The sequence below is a fragment of the Streptomyces sp. NPDC050164 genome (assembly GCF_044459945.1).
GTDB classification, from domain to species: domain Bacteria; phylum Actinomycetota; class Actinomycetes; order Streptomycetales; family Streptomycetaceae; genus Streptomyces; species Streptomyces coeruleorubidus_A.
The window spans coordinates 319,067-336,587 of the sequence record NZ_JBITJK010000004.1; the positions used below are offsets into that span (position 1 = coordinate 319,067).

Sequence of the window (17,521 nt, forward strand, 5' to 3'; positions counted from 1 at the left end):
GGCCGGGCCGGTCAGCGGGTGGAGCTACTGCGACAGGAGCCGCGCCTTCTGCGCCTCGAACTCGGCTGGGCTCAGGATCCCCTGGTCCCGGAGCTGGGCGAGCTTGGCCAGCTCGTCCGCGAGGGAGGCTGGCGCTGCGGCGGCCGGCGCCTGCGGTGCGTGCTGGGCGGCGATCGCCTGCTCCAGGGCCGCGCGGAGCTTCTCGAACTCTGGCTGCTGCTTCTTCGTGAAGATGACCGAGTTCTCATCCTTCGTGGCGTCCAGCGTCTGGCTGCCGAACTTGGAACGCTGCTCGATGCCGCCCGGCACGGTGAGCTGGATGAACCCGTTCACCATGGGCCCGGCGGGCTTCCACTGGACTGCGGCGATCTGCGAGACGTGAAGGCGCTTCTCACCCTTGCCGTGGGTGGCGCGGGCGAGGAATCCCTTGCGGGTGATGGTGACGTACTGGCCGTCGAACTGGATCTGTCCGCCTTGGCCGCTGATGTCGATCATGGTGTTACCCCCCTTGCTGCTGTGGGGGCATCGTGGCACGTGGGGCATGTTGCTGGGACCGGAACGACAAAGGCCCGCTCATCTGGGGCGGGCCGGTCGGTGTCCGGGCACGCCGGACTTGCCCCCCAGAATGCGGCATGATCCACGAGATTTCAACCACGTAAGTGCTCGGAGCCGAGCGGTGTTGTCGGCCGAACTCAGGGTGAGGGCGGAGGACAGCGTCTACGGTGCGTCTGTGAGTGCAGTGGACTGGGGCGACGTGCCCACCTGGGCAGCGGCGGTGTTCGCCGGGGGCGCGGCCCTCTTCGCGTACCAGACGATCAGGAGTCAGCGAGAGCAGATCGGCGAGCAGCGCCAGTTCATTGCTGAGCAGTCAGCCAACCTCCGCCTGGAGCGAGCCGAGCTGCAAGCTCAAGCGGACGAACGCCGCCGGTCCCAGGCCAACCTGGTATCGATTCAGGCTGCCCAGGTAGCAGTGGGCACCCGTCCCGATGTGGATCACCGCTGGCTCGTCCGTGTGCGCAACCTCAGCGACGAGCCGATCCATCAAGTGATGGCCACGTTCGGCGAACACCTTCAGGTGGCGACGGCTACCGCTCATCAGCTACCTGAAGGCGCGCGAGTCGTACCCGTGCTTGGCGCAGAGGACAGTGCGGAGTTCAGGTCGCACCTGGCTGATGGCGAGAACCTTAATGATCACCGACCAGCCATCCTGTTCACCGACAACGCTGGTGTGCGCTGGTGTCGGGACACGCTGGGCAATCTGAATGAGATCGATCAGCCCTGAGCCCGTCGGTACCCGCGACGGGCCGTCAGGGCCGCCGTGACGGTCTCTCCGTACCAGCGGTGCGCGCGTGTGGAGGTGTCGTCGGGGGCCGGCCACCGGTCCCGGGATTGGTCGGCGCGGATGGTGGCCGCTGTGACGCCCGTCAGGGCCTCGATCTCGCGCGCGGTGTAGAGGCGGCGGGGCTCCAGCTCGACGGCCTGGCGCTCGAAGTGCTCGGCGATGACGCGGTCCACGGCGGCGGGGTCGTAGACGTACGAGCGGCCGCGCTTCTCGGGGAGCGGGTCCGGCCAGGCGGGATGCCGGGACCACTGGTTGCGGAGGGTGTTGTACGCGCGGCCGTGGCGGGTGGCGATCTCGCGGAGTGTCTCGCCCTCGGTGGGGGGTTCTACCATGGTGGTCCGGCCCTTTCGGCTGGGTGGTGACCGGCAGGTTTTCGCGAGCGCCCCTCTGGGGGTGTCTGGGCTTCGGCTCGGGCCTGCCGGTCCTTTTGTGTCTGGGCATGGGGTCGCCCCCGGCTGGGTGCCGGGGGCGATGGTGCTGATCAGCTCTGGTGCTGGTCCTTGATCCACTCGGCGACTTCGCGTGCCGACTGCTCGGCCGTGATCAGGTTCGCGAGAGCGGACTGGGCTCGCACGCTGTGGTAGTCCTGCGTGAGGATCCCGTACAGGTCCATCGCCCCGAGCCAGAAGACGCAGGAGGCGTACAGCTCGGCCTGCACCTCCTCTGGCATCGGCTGGTCCTCAACGATCTCGGCGACCCGGCGGACGGCCGGGATGGTCTCGATGTTGGTGACCGCGCCGACGGGCAGGACGATCTCGACCGGCAGGCTCATGCAGAGCAGAGCGAGGGCGGTGTAGATCTCGCCGAGGCGAGAGGCCAGGTGGCCCATGACGAAGTCTTCGGAGTCGGCCATTTCGGCTTCCTTCCGTTGTGGGTGGTGGGTTGGGGTTCGCGGCCCCTTCCCGTTGACAGATCCATTGTGACACAGTGATGCACTGAATTACAACACTTGCGGGGAAGGAAACGGCCCCGATCCTGCACGCGGACCGGGGCCGTGACCAGCCGTCAGGCCAGCTGCCAACCCGACAGCCGATCATCCGAGCCCACCGATGCCGTCAGCGCCCTCCCGGGCAGCTCCCGGGGCGTCAGTCCGACCGCATCGGCGATCTCCCCGGCCGGGTACCGCGTCGGCTCGCTGCGCTCCTCCGGCGGCACATCGGCGACGATCTCCGCCTGATCGCCGATCAGTAGCAGCACCTTGACCTTCACACGCTCGCTCATGGTGTTCATCCTCTCTCGGGTACAGATCATCAGTCGCAGGGGAAGTGGCTCGGCGGGAAGTGGCCGGCGCAGTTGGGGCAGTAGTCCAGCGGCGGCTGCTCGTAGCCGAGGACGGCGGCGAGGAGGCGTCGGAGCATGACGATCACCCCCTCCCTCGTCCGTCGACGGGGTGGTGCAGCTGGGTATCGGCGAGGTCGTAGACGATCCGCCCATCGGTGCCGATGCGCACTACACGGAACCCCTCTCGGGCCTCGTCCCCCGAGCCGTTGTCGCTGTTGCCGTTGTCGCCTGACCTGCAACAACAACCGTCCCCATGCGCGTCGGCGACAGGGGAGGGGGCGGCCGGAATGTCGTCCTTGTGGACGCCCGGCCCGTTCCCGGCCGATGTGCGCACGGCCTTCCACGGGATGCCCTCGGCCTCGAGGAGGCGCTTCACGACCTTGGTGTCGGGCACCTTCAGGTCGTCGCGCAGGCGGGTGAGGAGGACGCCGTTGTCGTTGCCGACGAGGCGGCGCAGGGCCTCGCCGACGTCCGGCGGCGGCGCCTCCTCGGGCTGCTCCCCCTCGCCGCTGCGGCGCCCTCGGAGCCGGGCCCGGCCCTGCTGCCAGCCGACGGTGCCGAGGACGCCGACGACGATGTACGCCATGTACGGGAAGGCGGCGAGCACGCCCCACAGGGCGAGGCCGGCCACGAGCGTCAGCACCAGGCGGGCGATCCTCTCGGCCCGCTCCCCCGGCTCGGCGACCGCGGGCTGCTCCTCCGGCTCGGCGTCCTGGCCGCTCATGCGAAGGCCGCCGTGAACCACGAGCCGAGCATGTTGGCCGACGAGCCCAGCGGGACGGCAGCGACGCCAGCGACGTTCCCGGACAAGGCCACGGCGACGCCGGAGAACACGCCTGCCGCGATCTTCCAGTTGGGGACCTTCGGAGCCCACTTCCACAGTGCGATGAGCACGGCGGTGAGCAGGAAGACGATCGCGTATCCGCCCTCTGTGAGGACGAGCTGGTTCGCGCGGGTGATGTCAGGGGCCGTGCCTCCGACGCCCCAGACGAGTCCGGCGTACCCGGCGACGTTCGCGGCCCAGAGCGTGGCCCAGGTGCCGGCGCCGAGGGCGGACCAGGAGCCGAGGGCGGCGAGGGCGGCGAGCATGCCGTAGAGGTGCGAGAGGACGAACGGGACCAGGGCGGCCGGGCGATGGCCTTCCCTGAACACCCAGCGGAGGATGACGACGAGGACGACGGCAACGCCGAGGGTGACGCCACCGAGATTGATGGCCATGTAGGGCATGGGGGTGTCCTTCAGCGGACGATGGCCGCGTAAAGCGCGGCGAGGGTGACGATGAACGCGCACGTCCCGCTGATCTTGGGGACGTCGCTGGGGACCACCAGGGCCAGACCGACGAGCGCGACCAGCGCGCACGCAGCACAGAACACGCCGAACAGCACGGCGGGCATGGTGCGGTCAGGCGCTGAAGGCGACGGGCGCGGGCGGGAGCTGCGCCAAGTGCGGCTCGTGGCGCTCGATCTCGGCGCGCAGAGTGCCGCGGATGATGCCGTCAGAGCAGTCGGCGAACCCGGCGGCGATGATCGCGGCGCGCATGGCCTTGGTGCCCGGGCGGAGGCCGGTGTCGTACAGCGGGCGGATCGCCTCGCACCGAGGGTCGTCGTACTTGATCCGCTGCGGGGGCGCCGCGGTGGGTGCCGGGACAGTGGCAGGCGCCGTCACCGGGGGCACGATCGCCAGGAGTCGCGCGCCCTCGGGTACGGCGTGCGCCCAGACGTTGGCGGGCGGTGCGGCCTCGATCGCGGGTGACTCGGTGGGCGCGGGCGGGATGACGGGGGCCGTCTCGGGCTGCGCGTGGGCGGCGACGGGCGTCACGCGCACGGGCGTCGCGGCCAGGTGCAGAAGGTGACCGAGGACGAGCGGCGGGATGCACGAGACCGTGACGACCAGCCACACGGGCGGGCGCGGCTCGGCGGTCCAGTGCCCAGTCACGAACATGTGGCTCACAGGCTGGGCACTCATGGCGGTGGCGAGGGACAGCCACGCACCGAGTACCGCGGACTTCTTGCCGGGGGCGCCCTTGGGGCGCTTGGAGGCGACGGCGGCCGCGATGCCGGCGTACGCGGCGAGGACTCCGGCCATGCCCCAGGCGAGGGTGTCGTTCCACCCGGCGAGCTTGCCGAGGTGGTGCTCACCGGGGGCACACATGATCATGACCCAGGCGGCTACGACGGGCCGGCCAACATCGGTCAGGAGGGACACCCATCGCGGGGTCGGGGTGTCGTATGAGGGGGCGGGCGCACTAGGGTGCAGCTCAGCCATAGGAGGTCACTCTCCTGTGGTCAGAGCCCTGGCGGGAGTTGGAGTCTCCTTGCCGGGGCTCGCTTCGTTGGAGGTGACGCCCTACGGGGGGCATCTGCCGTCCGTGACGGTACCGCGCGGTGCGCGGGTAGTGCTACGTGTTCAACGAGCAACGGGGGCTGACGGGCGTCACGCCCCCTGGGTTTGTGTGGATCCCTCGGACGCGGAGGGTTATCCACAGGCCCCCACAGAGTCCTGTGGATTGTCGTACCGTGCTGCCCCTTGATCACGAGCACGGGGGTGCACGATGCCGTACAGAGTGGATCTCGCTGTCCGGGCGGAGGACGTGCTGGCCGACCTCACCGAGGACGGCCGCCGCGAAGTGATGGAGCTGATCGCGGCCGCCCTGGTCCGCCGGGAAGCGTGGCCGGCCCCGGGCGGGTGGGACGCCGCCACGCTGTTCGGGCCCTGGTCGTGGATCACCATCGCGGCGTACCCGGACGGGATCGACGTCCTGGACATCGGCTGGGCGGGCTGACGGGCGTCACGCCACGTCAGCGGCCGCTTCCGTCCAGGTGCGGCCGCAGTCCTCGCACCGCACGACCGGCGGCGCGCCGTCTCCGCCTTCGACGACCAGCTGGCCGCCGCACGGTTGCGGGCACGGGTGCGGCACAGCCTCCTTGCGGCGGGCTTCGCCGAGGGTGCGCCGGAGCAGCTCCACACCCATCCGGGCGACGTTCTCCACGGCCTGGCGCTCGCCCTCGTCGAGCGCGCGGAACGGCCCAGGCGCGTTCCGGAGCCGGAGCGACAGCCACTCCGCCGCGGTGGGTGCGTCGCGCTGGCCCGTGTACTTCCAGCGGCGCGGGTCCGCGGCGTCCTTGGCGGCGAGGAGGACGACCTGGCGGTGGACGTCGTCGCTCCAGCCGCGTCCCGTGGTGGCGCGGAAGGCTGGCCGCTGTACGCGCTCGGCGAGCCAGTCGGCGGTCGTCAGGAGGCCCGTCTCGATGGTCGTCATGACGTCCAGGACGTCGACGTCGATGGGCGTGGGGCGGGGGCCGGGGGCGTCGGGGTTGGTGTCGGCTCGTTCCGCGGCCTGCTCCTGGCGCTCCTCTTCGGTCATGAGGCGGGTGATGCCCATGGCGGGGGGCCAGGTGGTGGTGGGGCGGGTGCCGGCGGCTTCGTGGAGGGTGGGCCAGCGTTCGGTGATGGTGTCGAGGTCGTCGGCGGCGGTGGTCACGGTGCTGCTCCTGTGGTGTGTGGGGCGGTACGGTGATCTCCACCTGGGGGCGTGCGCCTGGTCCGGCAAGACGTTGTGGCGCACGCCCCTTCGTCATGCTCAGGTGTCCTCGGCCCACTCGATGCGGGCGCGGTGGTAGCCCTTCAGCAGCTCGTCCACCGAGGTCGCGACCGTGGCGAGGCCGTACTCGGGGTCGTCGATCACGACCGCCCGGCCGGACGGGAAGGCGGCGCCGTCGAGGACCTGGCCGTCGCGCAGGTGCAGCTTGAAGCCGCGGGTGAACCCCGTCATGACGCCCCCTGGGCTTCCGGGTCGTGCAGTCGGGCCTCCGCCGCGAGCCACTCCGGCCACTCGGCGAGGTCGCCGTGGAAGTGCCGGCCGACGGCCTCGGCGTGGACGCGCGCGCCGTTGTGCATCCACCAGCCCTTGACGTACGCGTGGACGCGGCCGAGCTGGCTGTCCGGGGTCGCGCGGTAGGTGAGGGTGATCTCGGTCGGTGCGACGGTGCGGGTCTCGTTGTACTCGTCCGGCACATCGGGCGCGCCTCGGACGATGTACCGGACGGAACGGGCGAGGGGGATGCGGTCGAGGTCCGCGAGGGCGGTGTCAGGGGCGGGCGGTGTCAGGCCGACCATACGGAGCAGCTCGTCGACCGCCCGGGTCACGCCCTCCGCGGCCTTCTGGCCCATGTCGTCGTACACCGCGCTGAAGAGGGTGGTGCGCAGGTGGTGGGCAGCGATCCTGAGGGTGGCCTCGCGGATCTCGGCGCGCTCCTGGGCCTTGGCCGCGCGGACGGCCTTCTCCAGTGGGGCGATGGCGCGGCGGGCTTTCTCCTCGGCGGCGGCCTGCTCGGTCTCGTCGGGGAGGTTGGCGGCGACGTGCCCGAGGAGGGCGTCGAGGGCAGCGGGGCGTTCGGTCACGGTTTCCTCCAGGGCTCGTGCGACCAGTGGGCGAGGGGAAGGCCGGCGGCGACGACGACCAGGACGACGAAGGCGAAGACCTCAAGCACTGCGCGCCTCCGGCTCCGTCGCGACGGGCGTTGACGGGGCGTCCTCGAGCGCCAGGAGCCGGACGTGCTGCCGGATCCGCTGGTACTTCTGCTCCGTGCCATGCCCATCCCACTGCGCGCGCGGGTCGGCGAAGTCGACGTGCTCAACGTGCTCGAAAAGCGCGGCATCGGTCGGGGCGATGTGCCAGGACATCTGCCAGCCGCCGGCCACGAGGAACAGCAGCTGCCAGCCGTCCTCGCCGTCGACATCGAGGGCGGGCGCGATGACGGCCGATGACGGGTGCAGCGCAGCAAGCCAGGCGAGGAGCTGCGCGCGCTCGCGGTACGCACCGTCACGCTCCCTCGTACGGTCCTCCGCCTCCAGCACCTTCGCGTTGAAGGCCTTCACGGCAGTGTCCCGCTCGTCGGCGTACGTGTCCGCGTGACGCTTCCAGCGCGCGGCCTCGTCCTTCGAGTCCAGGAGGTCCCGGGCGAGGACGGTGAGCGGGCTGGGCGCCAAGTCGGTGGACAGGCGCGCGGGGGCGGGGCGAACCGGTTCCGGTTCCTGGTTCCTTCGGAGCCAGCGTGGCATGGACATGGGGTGCCTCCGGGTGGTGTCCGGGGCGGGTCCCTGCGTGGGGCCCCTGTCCGTGGTGGTTACTGCTGGGGTGTGGGGAGTGTGTCGAGGGCGTCGCCGAAGTCGTTGGCGAGGTTGCGCCAGCGGTCGGCCAGCTCGGGGGCGTGGGCCTCTTTGGCTTCGGCTGCGGTCACGAGCGCTTCGACGATTTCGGCGAGGTCGTCAGGGCCCGTCAGGTGTACGACGACGGCCATGTCAGCTCCGTTCGGCTGGTGGCGTCGGTGGTGCTTGTGGCGCCGGGGTCGGTTCGCGCTGGGTGTCGCTGCATCCGGTGAGGAGTGTTGCTGCGAGGAGCGCGGTGGCGATGGTGCGCATTAGAACGGGGGTTCGTTGCCGTTGGGGCCGGTGGCCCAGGGGTCGTCCTGGGGCGGGGCCTGGCGGTTCTGGACCTGGGGGCGTTGCTGGGGTGCCGGCCGCTGCTGCTGTGCGCCGTTCTGCTGGGTGCTGGCCTTGGTCACCTGGGCGGTGGCGTAGGCAAGGTTTGGGCCGATGGAGCGGATGAGGAGGGCGGGGCGGCTGTTCTTCTGGCCGTCCTTCTCCCACTGCTCGGTGCGGAGTTCGCCGGTGACGACGACTTCCATGCCCTTGGCGAGGGTCTCGGTGGCGTGCTCGGCGAGCTTCTCCCAGACGGTGCCGTGGACCCAGAAGGTGTCACCGTCCTCCCACTGCTGGGTCTGCTGGTTGAGACGGCGGGAGTTGAAGGCGAGCCGGATGTTGGCGACGGCTTTGCCGGACTGGGTGAAGCGGAGCTCGGGGTCGTCGACGAGGCGTCCGACGCCCGTCATGGTGGGCAGAGACAAGGTCAGTTCTCCTTGCAGTGGCCGCTGAGGCAGCGGGATTCGTTGCTGGCGACGTAGTGGACGTGGTGGCCGAGCGCGACGAGGCGCTGGGCGGCTTCGAAGGCGGCGTTCCGTCTGCCGCTGTTCCGTGGGGCGGTGTGGTGTCCGTCGTAGAGCGACACGGTCACTCCTCGGGGAGGGTGGGTTGGACAGGGATGGCGGTCTGGTCGGGGTGCACGTCGGGCGTCGTGACGGCCGTGACGGGCGTGGGCTGGCGGCTGCGGCGGGGCGTCGGCGGTGGGAGGAGGCCGTTCTTCCGCCCGCAGACCGGGCCGTAGCCGCGGGCCCGGGACTCCGGTGTCAGCAGGAGCTGCGGGCAGTACCGGCACCGGATGGCCTTCACGCGGTGGCTCCGGTGGCGCTGTAGCCGCGGACGTCGGTGTCGATCGGGGTGTACGGGACCCAGGGCCAAGATCCCTTCTGCCCCTGCCGGAGAAACGGCGGAAAGGATCGGTCGTCACGCAGGCCTCGCCACGGCACCAGGCGGCGGGCCCGGTCCTCTTCCGCGCTCTTCTCGTCTTCGACGGGGCGGAGGCCGAAGCCGAACTCTGGCCACCGCAGCCACAGTGAGGAGCCGGCGGGGCGGAGGGCGCGCGGGCCGAAGCCGTTGCCGTGCGGGGCGTGGGCCTCCATGACCATCGCGCAGTTGGCGGTCACCCGGGCCTCGTTCAGGGCCGTTGTGACGCGGCGGGCGTGGTCCTCGGAGGAGGGGTCGCCGGTGTGGAGCTGGTAGATGGGCCCGATGACGAGCAGGTCGGGCTGGACGGTCTCGACTCGGCGCATCAGCCAGGCGCGGCCCTGGGCCTTGGTGAGGTCGACGCCTTCGGGGCGGCAGTCGATGTGGATCTGGCCGCGCTTGACGGGCATGTGGGCGCGTGCGGCGGCGTTCATGAGCGGCCGGTAGTGGCGCCGGTTCTGGGGTTCGCTGTTCTCGCAGTCGAGGACGAGGACCTTCTGCGGGCCGTACTCGGACGGCTGGATCGTGAACGGGTTGACTCCGGCCGCGGTGGCGACGGCGATCTGGCGGAGGAGGACGGATTTACCGCCTCCCTCGCCTGCGGTGAGGATCAGCCGGTCGCCGCGCTCCAGGAGGCCGGGGATGACCCAGTCGTAGGTGTCCTGGACCTGGAGGAAGTCGTGCATGTCGACGACGGGGGAGTCTTCGGCGGCGCGGCCTTGGTCGCGTACGTTGCGGGCGAGGGCGACGGCTTCCTCGGCGAGGTCGGCGGGGTCGCCGGCGGTGGGGTCGTAGCCGCGCTGCATGATCTGCTGTCCGGCGTCGATGAGAGCGCGGCGTTGGGCGAGTTCTCGGATGCGTTCGGCGTAGTGCTCGGCGTGGCTGAGGTCGGGGAGGACGCGGACGAGTTCGTGCAGGTAGGGGGCGCCGCCGACCCTGGAGAGGGTTCCAGCGGCCTGGAGGGCGGCGGTGAGGGTGATCGGGTCGACGGGCTCTCCGCGGTCGATCAGGGCGCCAGCGGTGGCGTGGATGGTGGCGTGTGCGGGCCGGTAGAGGTCGGCGCTGGCCACGAGCTGGTGGATGCGGCGGGCGTCGCGGCCTGCGATGCCGAGGGCGCCGAGGTAGGCCTGCTCGGCATCGAGGTCGTGCGGCTGGGCGCGGGCGAACAGGTCCTCGTTGTCCGGTGCGTGGTCGTGCGTCATCAGAAGATCCCTCGTTCTGCGGGGTCGGTGTATCGCGATGGGGCGCCGGGCAGCGTGGGCTGGTTGGGCTGGACGGGTTCGAGGGCGTCGTCGTAGCGCTCGCCGTTCAGCCAGGTCGCCGGGTACGGGATGTACTGCGGCGAGGTGTTGAGGGCGCGCCACTGGGCTGCGTGGCGGGTGGCGGCCGCGGTGATGGCGGCGGGGTCTGCGCCGCGCTTCAGCGCCTTGGACCAGGCGGTGCGGGCGGTGCCCTTGGCGACCTTGCGGGGGTATGCGGCCCAGAACTCGTCGAAGCCTTCTGGGACCGGTGGGGCGGGAGTGTGTGTATTAACACTCTCTGTATTTAGGGGTCCGGGATTTCCGGACACTGAGACCGGTTCAGTGTCCGGGTTTTCGGGACACTGAGGGGTTTCGGCGGTCTCAGTGTCCGGTTTCTCGGGACACTGAGCGGATCGGTCAGTGTCCCGGATTCCGGGACACTGAGAATCGTCAGTGTCCGGGTGTTCCGGACCCTGAGACCGGTCAGTGTCCGGAGTTTCGGGACGCTGAGATTGGGCGTCAGCGTCCTGGATTCCGGGACGCTGAGCGGGCGCCTGCACGGTGATCTTGTACTTGGCGGCGGCGTGCTTCTGGCCGGCCGTTACCCGCTCCAGCACCCCCTTCGCGACGAGTGCCTTCAGCACGTCGTAGAGGCCGGAGCGGGACACCATGGCGCGGCGGAGGATGACCGGGTCCTCAACGCGGCTCCACGTCACGCGCGTCTCATCACGGGCATCTTCCGCCAGCACCGCGAGGAGCAGGCGCTCCCGGTGCGTCAGCGTTGAGGGTGCGTGATCGAGCACCTCAACGTACAGGCGGTGTCCCACGTGCTGCCCTTCGGTTGGTGGTTCGGTTCGCGCTGTGGCCGGTGGCCCGGCGGCCGGTCTCATCCGCCGGGCCACGGCGGCTTACCGGGCGGGCACGCTGGTGGATCCGGTGCGCCGGTACTGCTTCTCGCCCCGGGCGTTGGCCCGCTTGCAGTCGTCGCAGGCCTGCTCGCCCTTCTTGCGATGCAGCTGGTAGCCGGACCGCGTACCGCATGCGGCGGGCTCGCGGCAGCCCGGCGCGGCCTTCCGCTTCGGGGTCTTCTGCTGGGCCTTCCGCTCCTGGTCCTGCTTGCGGGAGAGCGACCACCGCTCGGCGCCCGTCAGGCCAGCGACGATGCCGTAACGCTGCGACCTGGGCAGCCCGTGCTCGCGGCCGAGGGCGGCCGCCAGGCAGGCCTCCTGCACAGGACAGAACCCGCAGATGACCCTGGCCCTGTCCGCCTTGCTGTCGTTGAACCAGATGGCCGGGTTGCGGTCGCGGCAAGCGGCCTTCAGTTCCCACTCCCTGCTCATGACCACTCCTTCGGGCTGTGCGGGGCGTCGGGCCAGATCTCCCGGCAGGCGTCGAGATCCGGGGTGGGGCCGCCGGGCTCGGTCTCGCGGTGGGCTTCCTCGAGGGCCGCGCGCATCCGCGCCAGGCCCTCGGCGTACGACGGGCGCCGCGGCGTGGCCGCCGGGCGCGGCCGGCGGATGTGGAACGGGCCGAGGGCCCACCAGGCCAGGAACACGGCCCAGGCCATGAGCAGGGCGGCGGCGAGGAGGTTGACGGCCGTCATGCAGCCACCGCCTTCACGTCGTCCACCCACGCCAGCGCCCGGTCGTCCAGGACCTTCCGGGCTCGGGTGACGGCCACGTACGCCAGCCGGGCCTCCTCGCGACGGATCGTCACCAGGCCCGTCACGGGGTCCGCTGACGGGGGCCGGAAGTCGTGGTGAATCTTCACCTCGGGCCACTCACGGCCCTTCGACCGGTGCGCCGTCGACACGATCAGCTCCGCCTGAGATTCGCTCACGAGCCGGTCCGTCGCGGCGATGATGACCTCGGGCCCGTGGTCGTCGACCAGGCGGACCAGGACGCGAAGGTCGGCACCGTCGGCCTCTTCCTCGGCGTACTGGCGGACCTGGTCCCAGGTGGCGAAGCCACACAGCTCCGGATGGTCGGTGTCCCGGCCGGCCTGGAGGGACGCGGCGGCCTCGGCGAGGCGCTTCATGTCGTTGCCGCCACCGACCAGGGCCACCTTCACGTGGCGGGCCAGGGCATCCATGACGACCTCTACGGCGCCCGCGTTGGTGCGGCACAGGATGGCGTCCGGCGCGTCCAGGGAGCCGAGGCGGGAATCGGCCTGCTCGAAACCTTTCAGCCGCAGCTCGGTGCCCACGATGTACAGCCATGTGTTCGCGGCCTCGGCGATCGCCGGACCGAAGCGGAACGACTGGGAGAGGGTCTGCACCTGGGCGCCGGCTCGCTCGAACTTGGCCAGGGCGTCGTTTGCGCCGCGCCACTCGTAGATCTGCTGCGCCGAGTCGCCGACCACGATGCGCTGCGCGTGCTCCTGGCGCTGGATGACGTCGGCCACCACGTCGTTGGTGTCCTGCGCCTCATCTAGGAGGACGACGTCCGTGTCCAGCTTCGGGCCGCCGAGCTGCCACATTTTCAGGTAGTGGTCGTGGGCGAACTTCAGGACGCCGTCGGGCTTGAGGAGGTCCTTCCACGCGGCCCGGGCCACGGGAAGCACCAGCTCGGCGATCTGCTGGATCGTCGCCGCCTTCTTCAGGTTCGGCTTCCTGGGGATGTGCCGCGCGGCGACCTCGGGGTCGGCCGAGTAGCACCAGTTCGTGATGGTCTCCAGCGCGTACCGCATGATCCGCTTGGAGGGCATGCCGACCTTGGCTCCGTCGTCGCCCATGATCTTGGGGACGCCGGAGAAGAAGCCAATCAGGCCGGGCACGTCGAGCAGTTGAGCGGCCCTGTGGGCGGTCTGGCGGGGGCCGGAGAGTCGATGCGCGTAGTCCTTGCCGATCGCGCGGAAGGCGAGGCTGTGCGCGGTGGAGCAGCTGGCGTTGCTGGGGAAGCTGCGGGCCGCGTCGGTCGCGATGGACTTGTTGTAGGCGACGTACAGCATGGTCGCGCGGGGGTCGGCCTTCGCGATCATCTTGAGCGTGGAGCTCTTGCCGCATCCGGCGCCGGCCTGGAGGACGAGGTCGGTTCCGTCGCCGTAGGCGTCGATGGCCTCGCGCTGTTCCTTCGTGGGGCTCACCACTGGGGTGCACCTCCTTTCTGGGGGTGCGGGCCCGCCCCGCATGGGGGAAGTCGGGGCGGGCCCGCGGTCAGTGGTGAATCAGGCGGCGGCCTGGCCGGAGGAGGCGGCCTCCTTGGCGAGGCCCTCGACCATGGCGGCGAAGTCGGAGGCCGCGGTCTCCCCGCGCTCGCCGAAGTTGCCGAGGGTGTCGAGCAGCGCCTTGGCCTCGTCCAGGGTCAGGTCGTTCGCCGAGCCGATCTGGCGACCGATGATCAGTGAGGTCGCGCGGAGCCGCTGCTCCCTGTCCTCCTTCGCTCCGAGTCCGACTCGGGTGAAGAGGGCGTGCATCATGCGCATCTGCGGTGCCGTCACCCGGCCGGACCCGGAATCGGCGACGTTGGCCGGGGGCTGCTCCCGCCCGGGCGACGGGGGCGGACCCGACGGCGTGGCACCCGTCGTGACGGGCGTCGGCTGCGGCTTGACGGCCTGCCCGTACTCCCGGATCAGCTCCCCGAGCATCGTCGGCTCACCGGACTCCGGGTGCATCACACCGGAGTCGAGGACGCCCCGGCTCTTCGCCCGGCCGTGCAGCTCCAGCGCCCGCTCGTACGTCAGACCGTCGCCGACCAGCTCGTCCACGATGACCTGCACCGGGTCCACGCCCTGGCCGAGCTGCTCCAGGATCAGCTCGGCGACGTCCTCGCCCGGGTGGTGGATGACCTGCCCGTTCAGCGGCTCGTACCGGGTCTTCGTGACGGTCGCGGTGCCCTCCACCATGTCCATCACGACGTCGAGTTCGTACTCGGCGCCCTCGCGCTGGACGGCCTTGACGCCGACCTTCGTGACCTTCTTGCCCTCGATCACGTAGTCGCCCTTGGTCCGCATGGTCACGATGAGGTGGCCGCGGAAGTTGAGGAGGGCGTCGAGCATTTCCTGCTCGATCGGGTTGCCGGTACGCCAGCCGCCGAAGGTGCCCCCGGCGCCCTTCTGCGAGCCGGCCTCTTCGACGATCTCCAGGAGACCGCCGCGGCCGTTCCAGAAGTGGCTCCAGGAGTCGACGATCAGGACGGCCAGCTTCGCCTCTTCGGCGGCCCGGACGACCTTGATCAGGTCGCGGGGGTCGTGCCGGTCCATCGGCAGATGACCGAAGACGTGTCCCCCGAGCTCCGGCTTGCCCGGGACGATCGCGTACTTGAGGGCGGAGCCACGCTCCGTGTCGGCCAGGCCGATCTGGCCGCCCTGGGCGAGGCCCTCGGCGATCCGCAGCGCGGTCTTGGTCTTGCCGGACCCGGCCGGGCCCTGGAGACCGATGCGGGCGCGGGCCTGCTCGCGGGTCGCCGGCGCGAAGGTGAAGGTCGTCATGACGTGCTCCGGTTGTTGCTCTGCGGCGGGATGGTGGCTCGGAAGGGGCTGGCGGCGATCTCGCGGGCGAGGTTGGCGGCGCGCATCACGGCGCCGTACGCGCGGCGCTTTCGGCGGTCGTCGGCCTTGCTGTCCGTGGGCTTCGGCCGGTACTGCTCCGTGGCGTGCTTGCCGAGGGCGTCGGCGAGCTCGTCACCGTGCTCCTTGCGGAGGTCGGCGAGCAGCTGCGCGGCCTCCTCGGGCCGCAGGGCTCGGCCGCTGGTGAGCGCCTGGTAGGCGCGGCTGTAGGCGCTCACTCGTCGGCCTCCGGGTCGTACTTGGAGGCGATCTCCAGGGCGGTCACGGTGTAGCCGGTCGGGCCCTCGTCGCCGTCGACGGTGGCGACGAGCTCGGCGACGCCGTCCTCCTCGTCCTCGATCCAGTCGAAAACGGCGGAGGGGAGGTCGCGGCGGGCGTGGTCCTCGCAGTGCTTCCGCGCCTCGGCATCCGTCGTGTACCGACCGAGGCGCATCGTGTCCCAGGAGGCGCGGTAGATGACGAGCGCCGGCGCCTTGTCCTGGTCTCCGTCACGGAGGGCCTGCGTGGGGGCGATCCGCCGGGTGATCCCGTCCGCTCCGGTCAGGGCTTCACGGAACGACCGAATCACCTCGTGGATCTGCTCGATCGCCTCGTCCATCGGCTCGTGCTCCGTCGCCGACCCGAGTGTGATCAGGAAGTTGTCCAGGCTTTTCGCGTCGAGCTGCTCGGCCCACGCGAGCGGGCTGGACTCCAGCTCGGCGGCCGTCTCCGGCGACTGGAGCAGCTGCGCCGACTCCAGCGCCTCGGCGGCCTGCGTCGCAAGGTCGTACGCCTCGCCGTTCAGCCAGGCGGCTTCGATCCTCTTCTTCGCCAGCATGGCGAGCTTCGAGATCATCGGTCGGCGCCCTCTCCGGTGGCCGTGTGGTGGTAGATGCGGCCCTGGTCGGTGTCGACCGGGACGAGGTGGCCGCCGTGGGCCAGGCCGCGGAGGTCCTTGCGGGCGGTGTTCCGGCCGGTCGTCGGCCACGGCGAGTCCGCCATCAACTCCTCGGCGATCTGCGTGGTGACCGGGCGGCCGTATTCCTTCACGGCAGCGAGGAGGTAGGCGCGGCGGGTGGTCAGCTCAGGCATCCGCGGCACCGCCCTGCGCGGTGACGGGCGTCGCCGCACCCTTGACGGGCGTCAACGGGCCCACCTGCGCAACGATGTTCGCCAGCGAGCACCGCTCCGACCGACCGTCGATCGACAGCATCGGCATCCCGTCGTCGGACCGCTGCCCCTGGAAGAACCAGACGTCACCCTCCGCGTCCTGCTGCGGCAGAGCCAGGTCGTACACGACCCCGCCGAGCTGGAACGGACGCTTCGCGGACTGCGCCGCCCGGTCCCGAACCTGCGGCAGGTCGTACGCCACGACCGACACCCGGACACCGTCCCGGTAGCCGTCCCCGGCCACCGCGTACGGCAGCGGCCGCTCCACGTTGTGGGTAATCCCGAAGTACTGCCGCCACTGCACCCACTGGGCCTGATCCGTGATGTGCAGCGCGACCAGGACCCGGTCCTTGTCGACCTGCACGTTCTGGAACTCGGGGTGCTGGCCGATCTGCGCCTTGATGGCGGCCGCGACCTGCTGCGCCCTCTGGCACGACCGGTCCCATTCGAGGGCCTGCTGCTCCAACTCCGTGGGCTGCGGTTGCTGCTTGCTCGTCCATCCGCCGGCGGGCGTGCGCTGAAGCACCGCGCCGAACGACTTCTCCGGGTCGACCAGGAGCAGGTTGTCGTTGAGGGCGTGGGCGATCGCGGCCGCCGGGTCGCTGGCGGTGGAGGCCAAGGCGGCACGGATCACGCGGACGGCGTGGGGAAGGTTCTTGTTCACGCCTCGGCCCCTTCCTGCTTGGCGGCGAACAGCGCGAAGGCGTGGAACTCGACACCGTTGACGTCGGCGTCGAACCCGACCCGCATCTGACCGCTGACGCCGACGCTGAAGTCCACGTCCTCGGTGGGAACGTGCAGGGCCTCGCGCCACGCCTCGATGTCGGTGGCGCCGTCCATGCAGAGGCTCACCCGGTTCGGGAAGATGCCGCTGAAGGTCAAGGACGGGGCCATAAGGCCCGGGTGCAGCTCGGCGAGGCGGGCAATGAACGCCAGCGTGGGCGCCAGCGAACCGAAGCTGGTCTGCTCCGTCATGCCGCCACCGCCTCGGCGGTGAGAGCGCCCCGCATCTGCTGGAGCGCACGGAACTGGACGGTCTTCGTGGCGCCGATGCCCTTGCCCAGCCGAGCGGCCGTCTCCGGCACCGACAGGTCCTCCAGGAACCGCAGCCGCACGCACTCCCGCTGGTACGGGGTGAGCACGGCCAGCGCGGACGCCACGGTCTCCGCCGCCTCGGCGATGTCCAACTCCCGCAGGGCGGACGCCTCAGCGGAGCGGTCCCGCTGGTCACCGTCGGCCATCTCGCTGACCGGGGTCTCCAGCCGCGTGCGGGCCAGCTTCACGTGGTCCAGGTAGATGTTCCGGGCGATGACCATCAGCCACCCCGCGAAGCCGCTGGAGCGGGGGGAGTTGAAGGTCTCCAGGCGGCGCAGGGCCCGCAGGAACACGTCCTGCGTGAGGTCCTCCGCCAGCTGCCGGTCACCACGGGTCCGGTTGTAGAGGAAGCCGAACACGTCGTCGTAGTGCCGGACGTAGAGGGCGGCGAATGCGGCGCGGTCGCCAGCGCAGGCCTGCGCGACGAACTCCGCACCTCCCGCCCTGACCTTGCCGTTAACCTTGTGAGGCACGACCTGTTCTCCTTTGACGTAGGGGTTTTCGG

30 protein-coding genes are annotated in these 17,521 nt (G+C 70.7%); 2 read left to right on the plus strand and 28 right to left on the minus strand.

Annotation, left to right across the window (positions count from 1 at the left end):
- Positions 1 to 24: 24 nt before the first annotated feature.
- Positions 25 to 495, minus strand: a complete 471-nt coding sequence (locus tag ACIBNA_RS09365; RefSeq protein WP_399164614.1) for a DUF4429 domain-containing protein — start codon at positions 493 to 495, stop codon at positions 25 to 27.
- A gap of 235 nt (positions 496 to 730) precedes the next feature.
- On the opposite strand from ACIBNA_RS09365, the gene ACIBNA_RS09370 reads away from it, so the two are divergent.
- On the plus strand, positions 731 to 1,282 hold the full coding sequence (locus ACIBNA_RS09370) for a hypothetical protein (RefSeq protein ID WP_399164615.1): 552 nt from the start codon (positions 731 to 733) through the stop codon (positions 1,280 to 1,282).
- On the opposite strand, the gene ACIBNA_RS09375 is transcribed toward ACIBNA_RS09370, so the two are convergent.
- The 7 genes from ACIBNA_RS09375 to ACIBNA_RS09405 form a co-directional block, all read right to left on the minus strand.
- On the minus strand, positions 1,273 to 1,674 hold the full coding sequence (locus ACIBNA_RS09375; RefSeq protein WP_399164616.1) for a helix-turn-helix transcriptional regulator: 402 nt from the start codon (positions 1,672 to 1,674) through the stop codon (positions 1,273 to 1,275). The two genes, ACIBNA_RS09370 and ACIBNA_RS09375, sit on opposite strands and share 10 nt — an antisense overlap.
- 149 nt (positions 1,675 to 1,823) lie before the next feature.
- Positions 1,824 to 2,195 carry a hypothetical protein gene (locus tag ACIBNA_RS09380; protein ID WP_399164617.1) on the minus strand — a complete coding sequence of 124 codons (372 nt, stop codon included), beginning with the start codon at positions 2,193 to 2,195 and terminating at the stop codon, positions 1,824 to 1,826.
- Positions 2,196 to 2,347: 152 nt separating this feature from the next.
- Complete coding sequence (locus tag ACIBNA_RS09385) at positions 2,348 to 2,563, minus strand: hypothetical protein (RefSeq protein ID WP_399164618.1); 216 nt, start codon at positions 2,561 to 2,563, stop codon at positions 2,348 to 2,350.
- 142 nt (positions 2,564 to 2,705) lie between these two features.
- The gene (locus tag ACIBNA_RS09390; protein ID WP_399164619.1) at positions 2,706 to 3,347 is read right to left on the minus strand and encodes a hypothetical protein; all 642 of its coding nucleotides are present in this window, start codon (positions 3,345 to 3,347) and stop codon (positions 2,706 to 2,708) included.
- Positions 3,344 to 3,850 carry a hypothetical protein gene (locus ACIBNA_RS09395; protein WP_399164620.1) on the minus strand — a complete coding sequence of 169 codons (507 nt, stop codon included), beginning with the start codon at positions 3,848 to 3,850 and terminating at the stop codon, positions 3,344 to 3,346. Before ACIBNA_RS09395 ends, ACIBNA_RS09390 begins: the two co-directional genes overlap by 4 nt.
- An 11-nt stretch (positions 3,851 to 3,861) precedes the next feature.
- A complete protein-coding gene (locus tag ACIBNA_RS09400; RefSeq protein ID WP_399164621.1) occupies positions 3,862 to 4,008 on the minus strand; it encodes a hypothetical protein in 147 nt (48 codons plus the stop codon).
- Between the two features lie 16 nt (positions 4,009 to 4,024).
- Positions 4,025 to 4,888 (minus strand): hypothetical protein, encoded by an 864-nt coding sequence (locus ACIBNA_RS09405; RefSeq protein ID WP_399164622.1) that lies wholly within the window; start codon positions 4,886 to 4,888, stop codon positions 4,025 to 4,027.
- Between the two features lie 298 nt (positions 4,889 to 5,186).
- Here ACIBNA_RS09405 and ACIBNA_RS09410 point away from each other — a divergent pair, with 298 nt between their 5' ends.
- Positions 5,187 to 5,405, plus strand: coding sequence for a hypothetical protein (locus ACIBNA_RS09410; RefSeq protein ID WP_399164623.1), 219 nt, complete (start codon positions 5,187 to 5,189; stop codon positions 5,403 to 5,405).
- A gap of 6 nt (positions 5,406 to 5,411) precedes the next feature.
- Here ACIBNA_RS09410 and ACIBNA_RS09415 read toward each other — a convergent pair whose 3' ends face one another.
- The 20 genes from ACIBNA_RS09415 to ACIBNA_RS09510 all read right to left on the minus strand — a co-directional run bounded on the left by ACIBNA_RS09415 (position 5,412) and on the right by ACIBNA_RS09510 (position 17,489).
- Positions 5,412 to 6,104 carry a hypothetical protein gene (locus tag ACIBNA_RS09415; RefSeq protein ID WP_399164624.1) on the minus strand — a complete coding sequence of 231 codons (693 nt, stop codon included), beginning with the start codon at positions 6,102 to 6,104 and terminating at the stop codon, positions 5,412 to 5,414.
- 99 nt (positions 6,105 to 6,203) lie between these two features.
- A complete protein-coding gene (locus ACIBNA_RS09420; protein ID WP_399164625.1) occupies positions 6,204 to 6,395 on the minus strand; it encodes a hypothetical protein in 192 nt (63 codons plus the stop codon).
- Positions 6,392 to 7,024 (minus strand): hypothetical protein, encoded by a 633-nt coding sequence (locus ACIBNA_RS09425; RefSeq protein ID WP_399164626.1) that lies wholly within the window; start codon positions 7,022 to 7,024, stop codon positions 6,392 to 6,394. The genes ACIBNA_RS09420 and ACIBNA_RS09425 overlap by 4 nt, the downstream gene beginning before the upstream one ends.
- Before the next feature lie 81 nt (positions 7,025 to 7,105).
- Complete coding sequence (locus ACIBNA_RS09430) at positions 7,106 to 7,690, minus strand: hypothetical protein (protein WP_399164627.1); 585 nt, start codon at positions 7,688 to 7,690, stop codon at positions 7,106 to 7,108.
- Positions 7,691 to 7,749: 59 nt separating this feature from the next.
- Positions 7,750 to 7,923: a hypothetical protein gene (locus ACIBNA_RS09435; RefSeq protein WP_399164628.1), complete on the minus strand. Its 174-nt coding sequence runs from the start codon at positions 7,921 to 7,923 to the stop codon at positions 7,750 to 7,752.
- 120 nt (positions 7,924 to 8,043) lie between these two features.
- The gene (gene ssb, locus ACIBNA_RS09440) at positions 8,044 to 8,529 is read right to left on the minus strand and encodes a single-stranded DNA-binding protein (RefSeq protein WP_399164629.1); all 486 of its coding nucleotides are present in this window, start codon (positions 8,527 to 8,529) and stop codon (positions 8,044 to 8,046) included.
- A 2-nt stretch (positions 8,530 to 8,531) separates the two neighbouring features.
- Positions 8,532 to 8,690 carry a hypothetical protein gene (locus ACIBNA_RS09445; RefSeq protein WP_399164630.1) on the minus strand — a complete coding sequence of 53 codons (159 nt, stop codon included), beginning with the start codon at positions 8,688 to 8,690 and terminating at the stop codon, positions 8,532 to 8,534.
- 2 nt (positions 8,691 to 8,692) lie between these two features.
- Positions 8,693 to 8,911, minus strand: coding sequence for a DUF6011 domain-containing protein (locus ACIBNA_RS09450; protein WP_399164631.1), 219 nt, complete (start codon positions 8,909 to 8,911; stop codon positions 8,693 to 8,695).
- The gene (locus ACIBNA_RS09455; protein WP_399164632.1) at positions 8,908 to 10,227 is read right to left on the minus strand and encodes an AAA family ATPase; all 1,320 of its coding nucleotides are present in this window, start codon (positions 10,225 to 10,227) and stop codon (positions 8,908 to 8,910) included. The genes ACIBNA_RS09450 and ACIBNA_RS09455 overlap by 4 nt, the downstream gene beginning before the upstream one ends.
- Positions 10,227 to 11,093 carry a hypothetical protein gene (locus tag ACIBNA_RS09460; RefSeq protein WP_399164633.1) on the minus strand — a complete coding sequence of 289 codons (867 nt, stop codon included), beginning with the start codon at positions 11,091 to 11,093 and terminating at the stop codon, positions 10,227 to 10,229. The genes ACIBNA_RS09455 and ACIBNA_RS09460 overlap by 1 nt, the downstream gene beginning before the upstream one ends.
- Positions 11,094 to 11,174: 81 nt before the next feature.
- A complete protein-coding gene (locus ACIBNA_RS09465; protein ID WP_399164634.1) occupies positions 11,175 to 11,606 on the minus strand; it encodes a WhiB family transcriptional regulator in 432 nt (143 codons plus the stop codon).
- Positions 11,603 to 11,869, minus strand: a complete 267-nt coding sequence (locus ACIBNA_RS09470; RefSeq protein WP_399164635.1) for a hypothetical protein — start codon at positions 11,867 to 11,869, stop codon at positions 11,603 to 11,605. Before ACIBNA_RS09470 ends, ACIBNA_RS09465 begins: the two co-directional genes overlap by 4 nt.
- A complete protein-coding gene (locus tag ACIBNA_RS09475) occupies positions 11,866 to 13,350 on the minus strand; it encodes a UvrD-helicase domain-containing protein (RefSeq protein WP_399164636.1) in 1,485 nt (494 codons plus the stop codon). The genes ACIBNA_RS09470 and ACIBNA_RS09475 overlap by 4 nt, the downstream gene beginning before the upstream one ends.
- Before the next feature lie 81 nt (positions 13,351 to 13,431).
- Positions 13,432 to 14,694 (minus strand): AAA family ATPase, encoded by a 1,263-nt coding sequence (locus ACIBNA_RS09480; protein WP_399164637.1) that lies wholly within the window; start codon positions 14,692 to 14,694, stop codon positions 13,432 to 13,434.
- Positions 14,691 to 14,990 (minus strand): hypothetical protein, encoded by a 300-nt coding sequence (locus ACIBNA_RS09485; RefSeq protein ID WP_399164638.1) that lies wholly within the window; start codon positions 14,988 to 14,990, stop codon positions 14,691 to 14,693. Before ACIBNA_RS09485 ends, ACIBNA_RS09480 begins: the two co-directional genes overlap by 4 nt.
- Entirely contained in the window at positions 14,987 to 15,607 is a 621-nt protein-coding gene (locus ACIBNA_RS09490) for a hypothetical protein (RefSeq protein WP_399164639.1), read from the minus strand. Before ACIBNA_RS09490 ends, ACIBNA_RS09485 begins: the two co-directional genes overlap by 4 nt.
- Complete coding sequence (locus ACIBNA_RS09495) at positions 15,604 to 15,843, minus strand: hypothetical protein (RefSeq protein WP_399164640.1); 240 nt, start codon at positions 15,841 to 15,843, stop codon at positions 15,604 to 15,606. Before ACIBNA_RS09495 ends, ACIBNA_RS09490 begins: the two co-directional genes overlap by 4 nt.
- On the minus strand, positions 15,836 to 16,585 hold the full coding sequence (locus ACIBNA_RS09500; RefSeq protein ID WP_399164641.1) for a BN159_2729 family protein: 750 nt from the start codon (positions 16,583 to 16,585) through the stop codon (positions 15,836 to 15,838). The genes ACIBNA_RS09495 and ACIBNA_RS09500 overlap by 8 nt, the downstream gene beginning before the upstream one ends.
- Positions 16,582 to 16,896 carry a hypothetical protein gene (locus tag ACIBNA_RS09505; RefSeq protein ID WP_399164642.1) on the minus strand — a complete coding sequence of 105 codons (315 nt, stop codon included), beginning with the start codon at positions 16,894 to 16,896 and terminating at the stop codon, positions 16,582 to 16,584. Before ACIBNA_RS09505 ends, ACIBNA_RS09500 begins: the two co-directional genes overlap by 4 nt.
- Positions 16,893 to 17,489 carry an RNA polymerase sigma factor gene (locus tag ACIBNA_RS09510; protein WP_399164643.1) on the minus strand — a complete coding sequence of 199 codons (597 nt, stop codon included), beginning with the start codon at positions 17,487 to 17,489 and terminating at the stop codon, positions 16,893 to 16,895. The genes ACIBNA_RS09505 and ACIBNA_RS09510 overlap by 4 nt, the downstream gene beginning before the upstream one ends.
- Positions 17,490 to 17,521 lie beyond the last annotated feature (32 nt).

Excerpts from the sequence above, each read along its gene's own strand:
- ACIBNA_RS09365 (WP_399164614.1), bottom strand. The coding sequence starts at position 495 with ATGATCGACATCAGCGGCCAAGGCGGACAGATCCAGTTCGACGGCCAG.
- ACIBNA_RS09375 (WP_399164616.1), bottom strand. The coding sequence starts at position 1,674 with ATGGTAGAACCCCCCACCGAGGGCGAGACACTCCGCGAGATCGCCACC.
- ACIBNA_RS09380 (WP_399164617.1), bottom strand. The coding sequence starts at position 2,195 with ATGGCCGACTCCGAAGACTTCGTCATGGGCCACCTGGCCTCTCGCCTC.
- ACIBNA_RS09385 (WP_399164618.1), bottom strand. The coding sequence starts at position 2,563 with ATGAGCGAGCGTGTGAAGGTCAAGGTGCTGCTACTGATCGGCGATCAG.
- ACIBNA_RS09390 (WP_399164619.1), bottom strand. The coding sequence starts at position 3,347 with ATGAGCGGCCAGGACGCCGAGCCGGAGGAGCAGCCCGCGGTCGCCGAG.
- ACIBNA_RS09395 (WP_399164620.1), bottom strand. The coding sequence starts at position 3,850 with ATGCCCTACATGGCCATCAATCTCGGTGGCGTCACCCTCGGCGTTGCC.
- ACIBNA_RS09405 (WP_399164622.1), bottom strand. The coding sequence starts at position 4,888 with ATGGCTGAGCTGCACCCTAGTGCGCCCGCCCCCTCATACGACACCCCG.
- ACIBNA_RS09420 (WP_399164625.1), bottom strand. The coding sequence starts at position 6,395 with ATGACGGGGTTCACCCGCGGCTTCAAGCTGCACCTGCGCGACGGCCAG.
- ACIBNA_RS09430 (WP_399164627.1), bottom strand. The coding sequence starts at position 7,690 with ATGTCCATGCCACGCTGGCTCCGAAGGAACCAGGAACCGGAACCGGTT.
- ACIBNA_RS09435 (WP_399164628.1), bottom strand. The coding sequence starts at position 7,923 with ATGGCCGTCGTCGTACACCTGACGGGCCCTGACGACCTCGCCGAAATC.
- ACIBNA_RS09455 (WP_399164632.1), bottom strand. The coding sequence starts at position 10,227 with ATGACGCACGACCACGCACCGGACAACGAGGACCTGTTCGCCCGCGCC.
- ACIBNA_RS09465 (WP_399164634.1), bottom strand. The coding sequence starts at position 11,606 with ATGAGCAGGGAGTGGGAACTGAAGGCCGCTTGCCGCGACCGCAACCCG.
- ACIBNA_RS09470 (WP_399164635.1), bottom strand. The coding sequence starts at position 11,869 with ATGACGGCCGTCAACCTCCTCGCCGCCGCCCTGCTCATGGCCTGGGCC.
- ACIBNA_RS09480 (WP_399164637.1), bottom strand. The coding sequence starts at position 14,694 with ATGACGACCTTCACCTTCGCGCCGGCGACCCGCGAGCAGGCCCGCGCC.
- ACIBNA_RS09490 (WP_399164639.1), bottom strand. The coding sequence starts at position 15,607 with ATGATCTCGAAGCTCGCCATGCTGGCGAAGAAGAGGATCGAAGCCGCC.
- ACIBNA_RS09495 (WP_399164640.1), bottom strand. The coding sequence starts at position 15,843 with ATGCCTGAGCTGACCACCCGCCGCGCCTACCTCCTCGCTGCCGTGAAG.
- ACIBNA_RS09505 (WP_399164642.1), bottom strand. The coding sequence starts at position 16,896 with ATGACGGAGCAGACCAGCTTCGGTTCGCTGGCGCCCACGCTGGCGTTC.